10 protein-coding genes are annotated in these 13,980 nt (G+C 67.6%); 2 read left to right on the top strand and 8 right to left on the bottom strand.

The window, feature by feature from the left end; translation table 11 throughout:
- Window positions 1-128 precede the first annotated feature (128 nt).
- From AC5P7A_RS13040 to AC5P7A_RS13065, 6 genes are all read right to left on the bottom strand, one after another.
- Window positions 129-731, bottom strand: a complete 603-nt coding sequence (locus tag AC5P7A_RS13040) for a GNAT family N-acetyltransferase (protein ID WP_126411301.1) — start codon at window positions 729-731, stop codon at window positions 129-131.
- Window positions 724-3,849 (bottom strand): efflux RND transporter permease subunit, encoded by a 3,126-nt coding sequence (locus AC5P7A_RS13045; protein WP_014648225.1) that lies wholly within the window; start codon window positions 3,847-3,849, stop codon window positions 724-726. Before AC5P7A_RS13045 ends, AC5P7A_RS13040 begins: the two co-directional genes overlap by 8 nt.
- The gene (locus AC5P7A_RS13050) at window positions 3,846-4,952 is read right to left on the bottom strand and encodes an efflux RND transporter periplasmic adaptor subunit (RefSeq protein WP_046432263.1); all 1,107 of its coding nucleotides are present in this window, start codon (window positions 4,950-4,952) and stop codon (window positions 3,846-3,848) included. The genes AC5P7A_RS13045 and AC5P7A_RS13050 overlap by 4 nt, the downstream gene beginning before the upstream one ends.
- A 273-nt stretch (window positions 4,953-5,225) precedes the next feature.
- Complete coding sequence (locus AC5P7A_RS13055) at window positions 5,226-7,289, bottom strand: TonB-dependent copper receptor (protein ID WP_495220196.1); 2,064 nt, start codon at window positions 7,287-7,289, stop codon at window positions 5,226-5,228.
- 72 nt (window positions 7,290-7,361) lie between these two features.
- Window positions 7,362-7,781, bottom strand: coding sequence for a DUF2946 domain-containing protein (locus tag AC5P7A_RS13060; protein ID WP_197621835.1), 420 nt, complete (start codon window positions 7,779-7,781; stop codon window positions 7,362-7,364).
- Between the two features lie 613 nt (window positions 7,782-8,394).
- Entirely contained in the window at window positions 8,395-9,378 is a 984-nt protein-coding gene (locus AC5P7A_RS13065) for a LysR family transcriptional regulator (protein WP_010481448.1), read from the bottom strand.
- Between the two features lie 208 nt (window positions 9,379-9,586).
- Between AC5P7A_RS13065 and cysK the strand changes: the two genes are divergently transcribed.
- Complete coding sequence (cysK, locus tag AC5P7A_RS13070) at window positions 9,587-10,546, top strand: cysteine synthase A (RefSeq protein ID WP_014648230.1); 960 nt, start codon at window positions 9,587-9,589, stop codon at window positions 10,544-10,546.
- A gap of 273 nt (window positions 10,547-10,819) precedes the next feature.
- Window positions 10,820-11,419, top strand: coding sequence for an O-acetyl-ADP-ribose deacetylase (locus tag AC5P7A_RS13075; RefSeq protein ID WP_445978750.1), 600 nt, complete (start codon window positions 10,820-10,822; stop codon window positions 11,417-11,419).
- A gap of 92 nt (window positions 11,420-11,511) precedes the next feature.
- Here the strand turns inward: AC5P7A_RS13075 and AC5P7A_RS13080 are convergent, their stop codons facing one another.
- Both AC5P7A_RS13080 and AC5P7A_RS13085 read right to left on the bottom strand, forming a co-directional pair.
- Window positions 11,512-12,654 (bottom strand): hypothetical protein, encoded by a 1,143-nt coding sequence (locus AC5P7A_RS13080; protein WP_014648232.1) that lies wholly within the window; start codon window positions 12,652-12,654, stop codon window positions 11,512-11,514.
- Between the two features lie 129 nt (window positions 12,655-12,783).
- On the bottom strand, window positions 12,784-13,788 hold the full coding sequence (locus tag AC5P7A_RS13085) for a class I fructose-bisphosphate aldolase (RefSeq protein ID WP_445978749.1): 1,005 nt from the start codon (window positions 13,786-13,788) through the stop codon (window positions 12,784-12,786).
- Window positions 13,789-13,980 lie beyond the last annotated feature (192 nt).

Here is a 13,980-nt window from a genome sequence, read left to right on the forward strand (position 1 = left end):
ACCGGTCGATTCTCCCTGATCGCAGGCCGCTGCGGTAGCGCTGTTTTGTAGAGCCGAGCCCATGCTCGGCTTGGCCCCCCGAGGGCAGCCGAGCATGGGCTCGGCTCTACAGCGGCCAGCCCGCGTGTTCACGGCAGCTGGGTGCGTACCCGGGCGAAACGGCGAAGGTCGTGCAGCACGCCGCGCTTGTAGACCGCGCAGCGCTCCACGCCCTCCTCCTGGAAGCCGTTCTTCTCCAGCACCCGCGCCGAGCCGAGGTTGAAGTCGACGACCGTGGCCTGCAGCCTGAACAGGCGCAGCTCGTCCATCACCCACGGTGCGAACAGCCCGACCACACGGGTCATCACGCCGTGCCCCCAATAGGCCTGGCCCAGCCAGTAGCCCAGTTCGGCGGTGTGCCCACGCTCGGCCATGCCCTGCTGGGCAGCGACGCTGCCGCAGGCCTGGCCGTCGATCTCGATGGCCAGATTCAGGGTTCCGGGGGCCAGGACGCGGCCGGCGAGAAAGGCCTCGCCATCGGTGCGCGTGTACGGGTACGGGAAACGGTCGCGCAGGCCGCGCGACACCTCGGGATCGTTGGCGTGGCGCAGCAGCGATTCCAGATCATCCGGGCGCCAGGGGCGCAGCTGGAAGCCGTCGCCTCGAAGTGGGGTCAGAGCCCTTTCCCTTTGGGAAAGGGGTCCGACCCCGTCAGCAAGGGACCCGACCCCGTCGGCGTGCCGGTCAGGCATGGCCGCCCACCGACGGCGATTCCGCTTCCTGCTTCTCCAGCTCGCGCTTCACCGCTTCCGGCGAACGGGTGTACGGGGCAAGCCGCGCGTAGAACGCCGGCACCACGAACAGCGACAGGAAGGTCGAGAGGGTCACGCCGAAGATGATCACGATGCCGATCGTGCCACGGCTGGCCGAACCGGGACCACCGGCCACCACCAGCGGAATGGCGCCGACCACGGTGGCGATCGAGGTCATCAGGATCGGGCGCAGGCGCACCATCGCCGATTCAATGATCGCCTCGCGCACGCTGCGCCCATCGTCGCGCAGCTGGTTGGCGAATTCGACGATGAGGATGCCGTTCTTCGCGGCCAGGCCAACCAGCATCACGATGCCGATCTGGCTGAACAGGTTCACCGTACCGCCACTCACCCACAACCCGACCAGCGCGCCGAGCACGCCCAGCGGCACGGTCAGCATGATGGTGAGCGGGTGGATGAAGCTCTCGAACTGCGCGGCCAGCACCAGGTAGACCACCAGCAGGGCCATGGCGAAAGTGAGCAGCACGGCGCCACCGGCGCTCTGGTACTCGCGCGATTCACCCTTCCAGTTCACCTGCGCGTACTGCGGCAGCTCTTCCTGGGCCACGTTCTGCGCCCAGGCAATGGCCTCGCCCAGCGGATAGCCCGGCGCCAGGCCGGCACTGATGGTGATCGAGCGCAGGCGGTTGAAGCGGTTCAGGGTGCCGGCCTCGGCCACTTCGCTCAACGTGACCAGGTTGGACAGCGGCACCAGTTCGCCAGAGGTGGCGCGCACGCGGATCGCGGCCAGGTCGGCCGGGCTGGCGCGACCGTCACGTCCGGCCTGCACCAGCACGTCGTACTCCTCGCCGTTGTCGACGAAGGTGGTGACGCGGCGCGAGCCCATCATGGTTTCCAGCGCCGAACCGATCGCGGTGACCGGCACGCCGAGATCGGCCGCACGCTGGCGGTCGATGTTGACCCGCATCTGCGGCCGGGTTTCCTTGTAGTCCGAGTCGGGGCCGACCAGGCCGGGGTTGTCGGCCATGCGCAGCAGGATGCGGTCGCGCCACTGCGCGATCTCCGCGTATTCCGGCCCACCCAGCACGATCTGGAACGGCTGCCCGCCGCTGCGCACCAGGCCGCCACCGACCTGGGTACGCACACGCACGCCACGGATGGTGTCCAGTTCCTTCTGCAGTTCGTTGGCCACGTCCGGCGTGGCCTCGCTGCGCTGGCGCCACGGCTGCAGGAAGATGCTGACGCGGCCGGTGTGCATTTCCTCGCTGGCACCGAAGCCACCGGGCACGCGCGGGTTGGCACGCACGATCGGCTTGTCCGGGCCGACATGCGGGGCCAGCAGCGCCTCCACCTGCTGCACCTGCTGCACGGTGTAGTCGTAGCCGGCACCTTCCGGGCCGTCGATCATGATCTGGAACGAACCGCGGTCTTCGGCCGGCGCCAGTTCCGAGGGCAGCAGCTTGAGCAGGCCCCAGCTGGCGACCAGCGCGGCCACCATCACCAGCAGGTAGATCCAGGTGCGGTCGACATGGTGATCGAGCACCCGCCCATAGGCACCCGCGAGGCGTTCCAGGTTGCGGTTGATGAAGCCGTGCAGGCCACGTGGCGCCTGCCCGGTGTGCGGCTTGAGCAGCTTGGAGGCCATCATCGGCGTCAGTGTGAGCGCCACGAACGCGGACAACGCCACGGCGGCGGCCAGCGCCACTGCCAGCTCGCGGAACAGGCGCCCGGTGTTGCCTTCCAGGAAGCCGACCGGCAGGAACACTGCCACCAGCACGGCGGTGGTGGCGATCACCGCGAAGGCGACCTGCGCGGTGCCGCGCTTGGAGGCCACCAGCGGGGGTTCGCCCAGGTCGATGCGGCGCTGCACGTTCTCCACCACCACGATCGCATCGTCCACCACCAGGCCGATGCACAGCACCAGCGCCAGCAGGGTCAGCAGGTTGATCGAGAAATCGAACGCATACAGTGCGATGAACGCCGCGACCAGGCAGACCGGTACCGTCACCGCCGGGATCAACGCGGCGCGGAAACTGCCGAGGAACAGCCAGATCACCGCCAGCACCAGGATCATCGCCTCCACCAGCGTGGCGTAGACGCGGTCCACCGCCGCTTCGATGAAGGTGGTGTTGTCGAAGGCGACGAAGATCTGCGTGCCCTTGGGCAGGGTCAGCGCCACCCGCTCGGCTTCAGCGCGCGCGGTACGCGCCACGTCCAGCGAGTTGGCGGTGGAGGTCTTGACGATGCCCAGACCGATGCCGGGCTCGCCATTGCTGCGGTAGTACGCGCGGCGTTCGGCCGAGGCCAGCTCGATCTTCGCCACGTCGCCCATGCGCACCACGTAACCGTCGCGGCCCTTGCCCAGCGGGATGGTCGCGAAATCTTCGGGCTTGATGTAGTTGCGCTCCACGCGCAGGGTGAAATCACGGTCGGTCGACTCGATGCGGCCGGCCGGCAGCTCCACGTTCTCGTTGCGCAGCGCGGTTTCCACGTCGCCGGTGGTCAGCCCGCGTGCGGCCAGCTGGTCCCGGTCCAGCCAGATCCGCATCGCATAGCGCTGGCGGCCGCCGATGCGGACCTGGGCCACGCCATCGAGGCTGGAAAAGCGATCGACCACGTAGCGGTCGGCGTAGTCGCTCAGCTCCAGCGTGTCCATGGTCGAGGAGACCATGTTGAACCAGATGATGGGGTCGGCATCGCTTTCGACCTTGGCGATCTCCGGTGGCCGCGCCTCTTCCGGCATGCGGTCGGCCACGCGGCTGACCGCATCGCGCACGTCGTTGGCCGCCGCTTCGATATCGCGGTTGGAGGTGAACTCGATGCTGACCTGCGAGCGGCCGTTGGTGCTGCGCGCGTTGATCGTATCGATGCCTTCGATGCCGGCCAGCGCATCTTCCAGCACCTGGGTGATGCGGCTTTCAATGACCGCCGCCGAGGCGCCGGTGTAGTCCACCGAGACCGAGACGATCGGCGGGTCGATGGCCGGCAGTTCGCGCAGGGTCAGGCGGGTGAAGGACATCACGCCCAGCACCAGCAGCAACAGGCTCATCACCACGGCGAACACCGGCCGCTGGATGGAGATGTCGGACAGCTTCATCCGCCGTGGCCCTCGGCCGCGGCCGGCGCAGCGTCTTCAGCGGGCTTTGCACCACTGGCGGGCGCTGCGTCCTTGGCGGCAACCTTCAGGCCCGGACGCAGCTTGCCGGTGCCATCGACCACGATGCGCTGGCCCGCTTCCAGACCCTGCCTGATCTCGACCACGCCGGCACGGCGCGCGCCGGTCACCACGTCCACACGCTCGACGCTGTCGTCAACCTTGATGCGGTACACGAAGGTATCGCGACCGACCTGCACCACGGCGATTTCCGGAATCACCAGCGCCGGGCGCTCGGGGCGGAACAGGCGCACGTCCAGCAGCATGCCAGGACGCAGCGCATGGTCGCCGTTGGCAAAGTCGGCGCGCACGGTCACGGCACGGGTGGCCGGGTCGATGCGCGCATCGATGGTGCTGACCACGCCCTCGAAGGTGCGGCCCGGCCAGGCCACGCTGGTGGCGCTGACCTTGTCACCGACGCCCAGCGCAGCCAGTTCCACTTCAGGCACCTGGAAATCGATGTGCATGTGCTCGATATCGTCGAGCGTGGCGATGACCGTGGTCGGGGTCACCAGCGAGCCAGGGCTGACCTGGCGGATGCCGAGCACGCCGGCGAACGGCGCGCGCACACGGCGATCACCGATGTCTGCCTGCATCTGCATCACGCGCGCTTCGGCGGCATCGCGGATCGACTTCTGCGTATCCAGCGTGGCGCTGGACACCAGCCGCTGGGCGGCCAGCTCGCGCTGGCGCTTGTACAGCTGATCGGCTTCATGGAAGGTCGCCTGCGCCTGCACCAGTGCGGCCTCCTGGGCCTGCCCACGCAGGGTCACGATCGGCGCACCGGCAGCAATGTGCTGGCCGCTTTCGAAATGCACTTTCTCGACGATCTCGCTGACCTTGGCGGTCACGCTGATCGATTCGCGCGCCTTGGCCGTGCCAAGCGCCTGCAGGGTGTCGCTCCACTGACGGGACTGCACGACCTGCGCAGTGACCGGCACCGCTTCTCCCTGCCGACGCGCGGCGGCCTCCTGTTTGCCTGCGCACCCGGCCAGCACGGCCAGGCTGAGGCCAAGGGCCAGGGTCGAAGCGATACGAGCCAACATGAACGGTCCAAATTGATCCACGGCCGCCGAGTGTAGGCAAGTGCCCCTGAAAGCGGTATGTGCCAAGCGTTTACCGGCGTGGAACCAGGGCTGCGATAGCGCCTTGAACCCATTCCGTGCAAGGCTGCCATGGGCAGTGTCGGCGTGTATCGGGGTGTATCCCGTCGTGCACCACCGGGTCAGTCATCGTAGAGTCGAAGCTGCCCGACGGAGGGCGTCGGGCGGGGACGGATCCTGGCGGGGATCCGGCCCCGTTTTTTTACATCCGGCGGATCAATACCGGTAGTTCAGCTTCATCCACACGGCGCGCCCCGGCTCGTTGATGCGCACCGGGTCGGCCGGGAAGCCGAAGTCGGCGCTGCCGGCCAGGTTCAGGTGCTCGCTGTAGGCGCGGTCGAACAGGTTGTCGACGCCTGCGCTGAGCTGCAGCTGCGAACCGAAACGGTACGCCGCGTTGAGCGCGAAGGTGGCAAAGCCCGCGCTCGGCCCGAGATCCTGTGCGACCACGTTGCCCTGGCCATCTGCGACACGGTGCTGGTGGGTCACCGCGCGCAGCAGCGCACCGGCGCTCCAGCGCTGGCCTTCCCAGTTCGCACTCAGGCGCGCTTCCAGCGGCGGCATCTGCGGCAACGGACGCTGCTGGTCGCGGTTCTCGCCCCAGGCATAGGCCAGCGTGCCACCCAGCTTCCACTGTTCGGCCACGCTCACTTCCAGCCCCGCCTCGGCACCGGCGATGCGCGCATCGACGTTGCTGGCCTGGCTCATCCCCATCGCGCCGCTGCGGTGGTAGGTGAACAGGATGTAGTCCTGGATCTGCCCGGCGTACGCCGAGACCCAGGCCTGCACGCGCGGTCCCTTGTACTGCAGGCCAGCGTCGAGCTGGGTGGTGCGCTCGGGCTGGATGCCGGCAAACGCGTTCACCGCATCGGCCGGGCCGTGGTCGGGCGAGAACAGCTCCCAGTAGTCGGGCATGCGTTCACTGTGGCCGAGGCCGGCGTACCAGGTCAGGCCGTCGGCCAGGTCCTGCTCGTAGCGCAGGAAGCCACTGCCGAGCCATTCCTTGCGACGCTGGCCCGCAGTCGGATTGGGCATGTTGCCCATCATTCCGCGGAGCGACTGCCGCTCGTCGCGCACGCTGGCGCGATCGATGCGCAGGCCGCTGATCCAACGCTGATCGGTGCCGGCGCCGAGGGTCAACTCGGTGAACACGCCATAGCGGCGGAAGTGGGCATCGGTCTCCCACGCCACCTGGCGATAGGTGCCGCGGCCCATGCCCATGCGCCCACGATGGCGGCTGTCTTCGCCGTCCACGCCCGCCACCAGCTGCACGTCCTGCCAGCGCCACTCGGAACTGACCCGGCCGCCCTGGGTACGGCGATCCACGTTCGAGGCCATCGGCATCGGCATCATGCTGTTCGGGTTCGGCGCACGCAGCGTGTAGTTGTCCATCACGTGATCGGCCTCGTTGTAGTACACGTTGGCCTGCACCGTGTCCCACGCGCCCGGCAGGTTGCGCTTCTCGAAGCGCGCGGCATAGCTGGTGCGTTCGAACGCGGCCCCGTCCATGCCGCGTCCCGCATAGCGTGCGATCGCATCTCCGGCACCGGCAGAAATTTCCAGCAGCGTGTCGGCATCCGGCGTCCAGCCGATCGCCACGTCACCGTTCCACTTGCGCCACTTCGATGGCACCACATCGCCATGGCCGTCCTTGTAGTCATCGGCTTCGGAACGGTTGCCACTGGCGCGCACATAGCCGGTCGGGTTGCCCAGGGTCAGGTCGAGCACCTGGTCGTTGCGGTTGCGCGAACCGACCAGCGCACTGGCATCGGCACGCAGGCCCGGCTCTTCGAAGCGCGGTGTATCGCGCTCGAAGCGTACGGTGCCAGCCGAGGCACCTGCGCCCCAGCGCACGCTCTGCGGGCCCTTGATGATGGTCAGCCGGTCGAAGCTTTCCGGCGCGATGTAGGACAGCGGATTGTCCATGCGCGACGGGCAGGCACCGATCAGGTTGCCGTCATTGCTGAGGATGTTCAGGCGCGAACCGAACATGCCGCGCAGCACCGGGTCACCGTTGGTGCCGCCGTTGCGGATGGCGGAGAAACCGGGAACGGTCTTCAGGTAATCGGCGCCATCACTGGCGGGTACCGGCTGCCGCGGCAGGCGTGGGTCGGTCACCCAGTGCAGTGGCGAGGACGGTGCGGCAGCGGTGACCACCAGGGTGTCGAGGGTACGCGCCTCTTCGGCGGGCGCGGCATGGGCGAGCGTTGCAGCTGCGGCCAGGCCAAGGGCAACCGGCAGGCGCGCACAGGCGCCCGCGGGGCGGGAAGTCATTTTCATCGGAACAGCTCCAAGGTACGCACGCGCGCACGGCGCCCGGTCAGGCGTCGTGCGGCAGATTCGACAGGGACATCAGCGAACGATGGAGAAAGGCGGCGGCCCACGCGCGGCATGCGCCGGCCAGCACAGCGCGGGCAGCACCTGCCGCGACCAGGGGAACACCAGCCGCGGCCGCCACAACAGCGGCAACAGCAGCACCAGCACGGCCAGCCACGGCAGCAGGCGCATCGCCAGCACGCAGTATTCGCAGGCTTCGCCGTGCATGGCGTGGGGATCGGCCGGTGGGGTCGGATCCGTGTGCCCGGGCAAGGGGCTCTGGCCCGCTACGGCACCATCATGCTGCATGTGCGCGTGGTCCATGCCGGCCATCGCAGCGTGGTCCATCGGCTGCGCCTGCAGCGCGCGGCTGACCAGCGGCGCAAGCACCATCAGCAGCGTCGCCAGGACGGCAAGCTGGAGCAGAAGGCGCTGCGGGCGGGACAGCCGGGTCATCCCGCTAGTGTAGAGCCGGGTCCAGGGTTGCCCGTGCGACGAACCGTCGCAGGAGGGGGTTTATCGGCAGGGCTGCGCCCTGCACCTGCAGAGGCCACGTCCACGGCAAGAGCCGAAGCAACAGCAAAAGCAAAAGCTGGCTTCCTGTTGAATGGCGGGGCGGGTCCGGTTGCGGGAGACGCCGTAAACCCATCCATGGGGGCTTGGCCGCGGCATCCATGCCGCGGACACTCCCGCAACCGGACCCACCCCGCCTTCGACAGTTTCCTGCGGTCTGTTGGAACGGCTTTGGGGTCAGATCCGTTTTCCGAAGGAAAACGGATCTGACCCCAGATGTATTTCGATATCTGACAGCTTTCATCCACGCATGGCGTGGATCTACCGTGTCGACCAAGGTCGACACCTACCAACAGCCGCGAAGATCTGTCAGAGGTGGGGCGGTGTGGGCAGACAGGACCGTTGGCGCCATGGATGGCGCCATCGAGCCCCCAGGGATGGGTTTACGGCGTGTCCTGCCTGCCCACACCGCCCCGCCTCCCACGGAAGCCAGCTGTTGCTTCGGCTGTTGCCATTGATTCGGCAGGTGCAGGGCTGCAAGCCCTGCTCGCCCCCCTCACACCGTGATGGTCTGAGTCAGTGATTCCCAGGTCGGTGGCACCGGCCACGCGGCCGCCTGGTTGCCATCCAGCACCCGCCGCAGGTCGCGCGGATCGATCTGCGGTGCCAGCACATGCACCAGCTCCAGCGCGTAATCACGCAGCACGCGGTCGCGCGGCAGCACCGCCCAGGCGATGCACTCGCTGATCGGGTCCGGCGCCGGCCACGACCTCAGGTCTTCGTCGTTGGAACTGACCGCCATTTCGGCCAGCAGGCCCACGCCCAGGCCGGTACGCACATAGGTCTTGATCAGATCGGCATCCAGCGCGGTCAGCGCCAGATCCGGCACCAGCCCGTTGGCGGCAAACGCACGCTGCAGCGACGAATTCGGGCGGGTCGAGGATTCGTAGCTGATCAATGGTTGCCGGGCCAGCGCGGCCAGGTCCGGTGCACGCCCGGCGCGGTCCAGCGGGTGGCCCTTGGGCACCACCACCAGGCGTCGCCAGCGGAACAGTGGCACCGCGATGCCATCGGTGGGCTCCCCCCCAGCGGTGCTGATGATGGCGATATCCGCGTCACCCTGGTTCAAGCGATCCAGCGCGTCGGCTTCACCGGCCTGCTGCAGGTGCACGCTGACCTGCGGGTAAGCCTGCTTGATCGCCGCCACCGCCGGCGGCAGCACGAAGCGCGCCTGGGTGTGGGTGGTGGTCAGGATCAGCTGGCCCTGGCTCTCGCGCCGCTGGTTGGCCGCGTAGGTGCGGATGTTGTTGGCCTCGGCCAGCACGGCGCGGGCGCGGGCGATCACCTCGGTCCCGGCCGGGGTGACCGACTCCAGGCTGCGGCCCTTGCGCACGAACAACAGGAAACCCAGCTCGTCCTCCAGCTGCTTGAGCTGCTTGGACAAGCCGGGCTGGGTGGCATGCACGCGCGAGGCGGCCAGCGTGATGTTCAGCTCGGCGTCGGCGATGGCAACCAGGTAGCGCAGCTGGGTCAGCGTCATGGGCAGGCAGGCGGCGTGGGGCGGAGGTCCACTCTAGGGTCAATTGCCGTCACCAGCTTATAACCAAAGGTTGTTTAAGAAAGGTATCTGGTCATTTCCGGGCGTCATATGCCGGCGCTACGGTCAGCCGGCAGCCGCTGGCCTGAACAGCCAGCCCTCCCCCTTCGCCCGCCGAAGCCCGGCGCGGCCCCGTTTCCGGAGCGCTTCCATGGCCCTGTACGACTCCATCCTCGACACCGTCGGCAACACCCCCATCGTCAAGCTGCAGCGTCTGGCACCGCCGCAGGTCAGCGTTTACGCCAAGGTCGAGTCGTTCAATCCGGGCGGCTCGGTCAAGGACCGCCTGGCTTTGGCGATCATCCTCGACGCTGAAGCGCGTGGCCTGCTCAAGCCGGGCGACACCATCGTGGAGGCCACCTCGGGCAATACCGGCGTGGCACTGGCGATGGTCGCCGCAGCGCGCGGCTACAAGTTCGTGGCGACCATGGTCGAGACCTTCTCGGTCGAGCGCCGCAAGCTGATGCGTGCCTATGGTGCCAAGGTGATCCTGACCCCGGCCGCCGAACGCGGCAGCGGCATGGTGCGCAAGGCAGCCGAACTGGCCGAACAGCACGGCTGGTTCCTGGCCAGCCAGTTCGCCAACCCGGCCAACCCGGCCTATCACCGCAACACCACCGCCGCGGAAATCCTGCGCGACTTCGCCGGCAAGCGGCTGGACTATTTCGTCAGCGGCTGGGGCACCGGCGGCACGCTCACTGGTGTGGGCGAAGTGCTGAAGGTCGCGCGCCCGCAGACCCGCATCATCGCCACCGAGCCGGCCGGCGCCGCCCTGCTCAAGGGCGATGACTGGAAGCCGCACAAGATCCAGGGTTGGACCCCGGACTTCGTGCCGGACGTGCTCAACCGCGATGTGGTGGACGAACTGGTCTCGGTCGAAGATGACCGCGCGATCGCCACCGCGCGCCGCCTGGCCGCCGAGGAAGGCATCTTCGTCGGCATCTCTGCCGGTGCCACCGTGGCCAGCGCGCTGGACGTGGCTGCCCGCGCCGAACCCGGCGCGGTGATCCTGGCGATGCTGCCGGACACCGGTGAACGCTATTTCTCCACGCCGCTGTTCGCCGATGTCAACGAAGGCTCCGACGACGACTGGCTGGCCGGCCTGCCGTAAACCGCCCGGGGTCGGATCCCTTTGCCGCAGGGAAAGGGCTCTGACCCCACCCGCGTGGATCAGCGACAGGGGTCAGAGCCTTTCCCATGCGGGAAAGGATCTGACCCCGCTCTGCTTCAGCCTGCGTGAAGGCGTCGCCCGCCATCGTGCGTGAAGGCCGTCGGATCGCAGCGCGTGAGACGGTCATGACGCAGTATCGATGCCCTGTCCCCTACCGTGGGAACAGCCGGCGCAGATGCTGCGCGGATCACCTCACAGGCAGGAGACGGACGCATGAAGATCGAGGTTTGGCAGGGTGACATCACGACCCTGGCGGTGGATGCGATCGTCAACGCGGCCAACGAAACACTGCTCGGTGGCGGCGGTGTCGACGGCGCGATCCATCGCGCGGCCGGCCCCGCATTGCTGGCCGAGTGCGCGCAGTTGCCGGAGCTGCGCCCGGGCGTGCGTTGCCCGACGGGCGAAGTGCGCGCCACCAGCGCCCATGCGCTGCCGGCGCGCCATGTACTGCACACGGTGGGCCCGGTCTGGCATGACGGCCAGCGCGACGAACCGGCGCTGCTTGCCAACTGCTACTGGAAGTCGCTGCAGCTGGCCGAGTCGCTGGGCGTGCAGTCGATCGCGTTCCCGGCGATCAGCTGCGGTGTCTATGGCTATCCGCTGTACCAGGCGGCGCAGATCGCAGTGACCGAAACACTGGCGTGGCAGCGCAGCCATGCGCAACCGATGCGCATCGTGCTGGTGGCGTTCAATACCGCTACGGCCAAGGCCTACCAGCAGGCGTTGAGCGCCGCCGGGCAAAGCGCGGACAGCGAACCGCGCGGGGCGATGCTGCCGCCCCTGGGTGATGCGGGTTTTGCCGCCGCGCACTGAATCCCGGTGCGCGACGTAAAGAAAAAGGCCGGGCAGTGCCCGGCCTTTTCCGTTGCACCGTCGTGCTCAGCCACGCATGGCGTGGGGCACGCTCAACGGCTGGCAGCTTCCACCGCGGCGGCGTCATCGGCCACGGCGGCTGCGTCGGCTGCGGCACGTGCCGCCGAGGCCGCAGCCCCATCGGCGCTGGCGCCATCCACCTGCACGCGCACTTCCACCATGCCCGCGCCATTGTTCAGGCTGGACACGTCGACCGTGTAATGACCGGCCGGCAGGGTCTCTTCCAAGCGCGAATTGGTGCCGTTGCCACCATCGTCGTCGGTCAGCTCGACATCGCCGCCGACCACGCGCAGCACGGTATCAACCTGGCTGGATATCGCATCCAGGCGCACATCGGCCGGGCGGTCCAGCGACAGCAGGAAGCGGCGACGGCCATCGTTGTCGAGCATCGTGTACACGCTGCCCGACTTCGGCAGTGCCGTGCCATCGCGCTCGACCAGATTGCCGGGCAGCTCGATGCGGTTGGCCGACAGGGTGAACATGCCGCTGACGCCGTCGCCGAGGCCGCGCGCGGTCAGGGTGTACTTGCCCGGCTTCAGTGACAGGGTCAGGCGCGAGTTGGTGCTGTCGCCGCCATCGTCATTCTCTGCATCCACGCCCTGGCCCGACAGCTTCAGCACCGGATCGAAGACATCCGACACCAGGCGGATCTCGTACAGGCCGGCCTTGTCCACCTGCAGGGTGTAGTCCTGGGAACCACCGGCCAGCATGTCGACGATCTCGCCGCTGCCCGCCAGCGGCTTGCCGTCGTACGGCACCAACTTCTCGGCGCGCAGGCGGTAAGGACCGTAGTCGGTCGAGCCGTTGGCGTTGACCGCCACCTGGTAGGTGCCGCCACCGTTGGCACGGAAGGCCACCGAGACGTCGCCTTCGCGCTCGTAGCCGGTGTTGCTGCTGGCCACCAGGCTGCCGTTGTTGAACACGGCGATCGAGCCGCTCAGCGAACCGGTCAGCTTCAGCCCGACCAGCTGCTTGTCTTCCAGCTTGATCTGGTAGAGCTGGTGGTGGCTGCCGTCGTTGTAGTTGATGCCGCTGCGCGAGGTGATCTCGCCGGATACCGGCTTGTCGAAATCGAGTGACGCGGCCTTGCCCGCGTCCGCGCCGCCGCCGATGCGGTTGCAACCGCTGGCGACCAGGACCGTGGCAACGGCCAGTGTGATTGCTGCCAAACGCATGTTGTTTCTCCTTGGCCTTCCATGTGGTTCCCGCATACCGGCCAGGCACGCGGGGGCGGAAAAGATACCCGCAAAAGCAAACGCCGGCGTGATGCCGGCGCTGCCTTGTTCATCCGGCGATGGGACGGATCAACCGTTCCACTTGCCCAGCGCGGCCAGGCCGTTGTCCTTGGCGCGCTCGTACACCGTCTTCTGGGCAGCAGCGTAGTTGCCCTTCATGTCCTTGGCCCACAGCTTCAGCGCGGCCTGCTGCATGGCGCGGCCGTAGGAGAAGCTCAGCGGCCACGGCAGGTTGCCCAGCTGGTTCATCGCGTTCAGGTGCTCGGTGGACTGCTCGTCGCTCTGGCCACCGGACAGGAACACCACGCCCGGCAGGATCGCCGGCACGGTGCTCTTCAGGCACATCACGGTCGACTCGGCCACTTCCTCGACATCGGCCTGCTCTTCACAGTCCTTGCCGGAGATGACCATCGAGGCCTTCAGGATGGTGCCTTCCAGCAGCACGTTCTGCTGGTACAGCGCGTCGAACAGCGAGCGCAGGGTGGCTTCGGTGACTTCGTAGCAGGTTTCGATGTCGTGTTCGCCGTCCATGATCACTTCCGGCTCGACCATCGGCACCAGGCCGCATTCCTGGCACAGCGCTGCATAGCGGGCCAGCGCATGGGCGTTGGACTCGATGCAGGTGCCCGACGGGATGCTCTCGCCGATGTTGATGACCGCACGCCACTTGGCGAAGCGCGCGCCCAGCTTGTAATACTCCTGCAGGCGCTCGCGCAGGCCGTCGAGGCCTTCGGTCACCAGCTCGCCCGGGCAGCCGGCCAGCGGGTGCGCACCCTTGTCCACCTTGATGCCCGGAATCATGCCGTGGTCGGCCATGTACTTGGCGAACGGCACGCCGTCCTTGGTCGACTGGCGGATGGTCTCGTCGTACAGGATGGCGCCGGAAATGTGCTCGTTGAGCTTCGGCGTGGTCAGCAGCAGCTCGCGGTAGGCGCGACGGTTCTCCTCGGTGTTCTCGATACCGACGCCGGCGAAACGCTTGGCGATGGTAGCGGTGGATTCGTCGATCGCGATGATGCCCTTGCCCGGGGCGACCATGGCCTGGGCGGTTTCAGCCAGCTGTTCGATGCTCATGTATTTCCTGTGGCGGGTGCGGGAAAAACGTAAGTATAGCCCTGCTGCCCGTTGCCTCGCCGTGGAGGACAGGATGGAAACGCTTCCACGTCTACGCAGGACAAAGGATGTCCTGCGGCATGGGGTCAGAGCCCCTTCAGGGATCTGACCCCTGGTCAGTACGGGGTCAGATCCCTTCAGGGCTCTGACCCC

It is taken from the genome of Stenotrophomonas sp. YJH_SMC_65 (assembly GCF_059369475.1).

Bases quoted from the DNA above. Each gene is read 5' to 3' on its own strand.
- AC5P7A_RS13040 (WP_126411301.1), bottom strand. From the start codon at position 731: ATGCCTGACCGGCACGCCGACGGGGTCGGGTCCCTTGCTGACGGGGTC.
- AC5P7A_RS13045 (WP_014648225.1), bottom strand. From the start codon at position 3,849: ATGAAGCTGTCCGACATCTCCATCCAGCGGCCGGTGTTCGCCGTGGTG.
- AC5P7A_RS13050 (WP_046432263.1), bottom strand. From the start codon at position 4,952: ATGTTGGCTCGTATCGCTTCGACCCTGGCCCTTGGCCTCAGCCTGGCC.
- AC5P7A_RS13055 (WP_495220196.1), bottom strand. From the start codon at position 7,289: ATGAAAATGACTTCCCGCCCCGCGGGCGCCTGTGCGCGCCTGCCGGTT.
- AC5P7A_RS13060 (WP_197621835.1), bottom strand. From the start codon at position 7,781: ATGACCCGGCTGTCCCGCCCGCAGCGCCTTCTGCTCCAGCTTGCCGTC.
- AC5P7A_RS13065 (WP_010481448.1), bottom strand. From the start codon at position 9,378: ATGACGCTGACCCAGCTGCGCTACCTGGTTGCCATCGCCGACGCCGAG.
- cysK (WP_014648230.1), top strand. From the start codon at position 9,587: ATGGCCCTGTACGACTCCATCCTCGACACCGTCGGCAACACCCCCATC.
- AC5P7A_RS13075 (WP_445978750.1), top strand. From the start codon at position 10,820: ATGAAGATCGAGGTTTGGCAGGGTGACATCACGACCCTGGCGGTGGAT.
- AC5P7A_RS13080 (WP_014648232.1), bottom strand. From the start codon at position 12,654: ATGCGTTTGGCAGCAATCACACTGGCCGTTGCCACGGTCCTGGTCGCC.
- AC5P7A_RS13085 (WP_445978749.1), bottom strand. From the start codon at position 13,788: ATGAGCATCGAACAGCTGGCTGAAACCGCCCAGGCCATGGTCGCCCCG.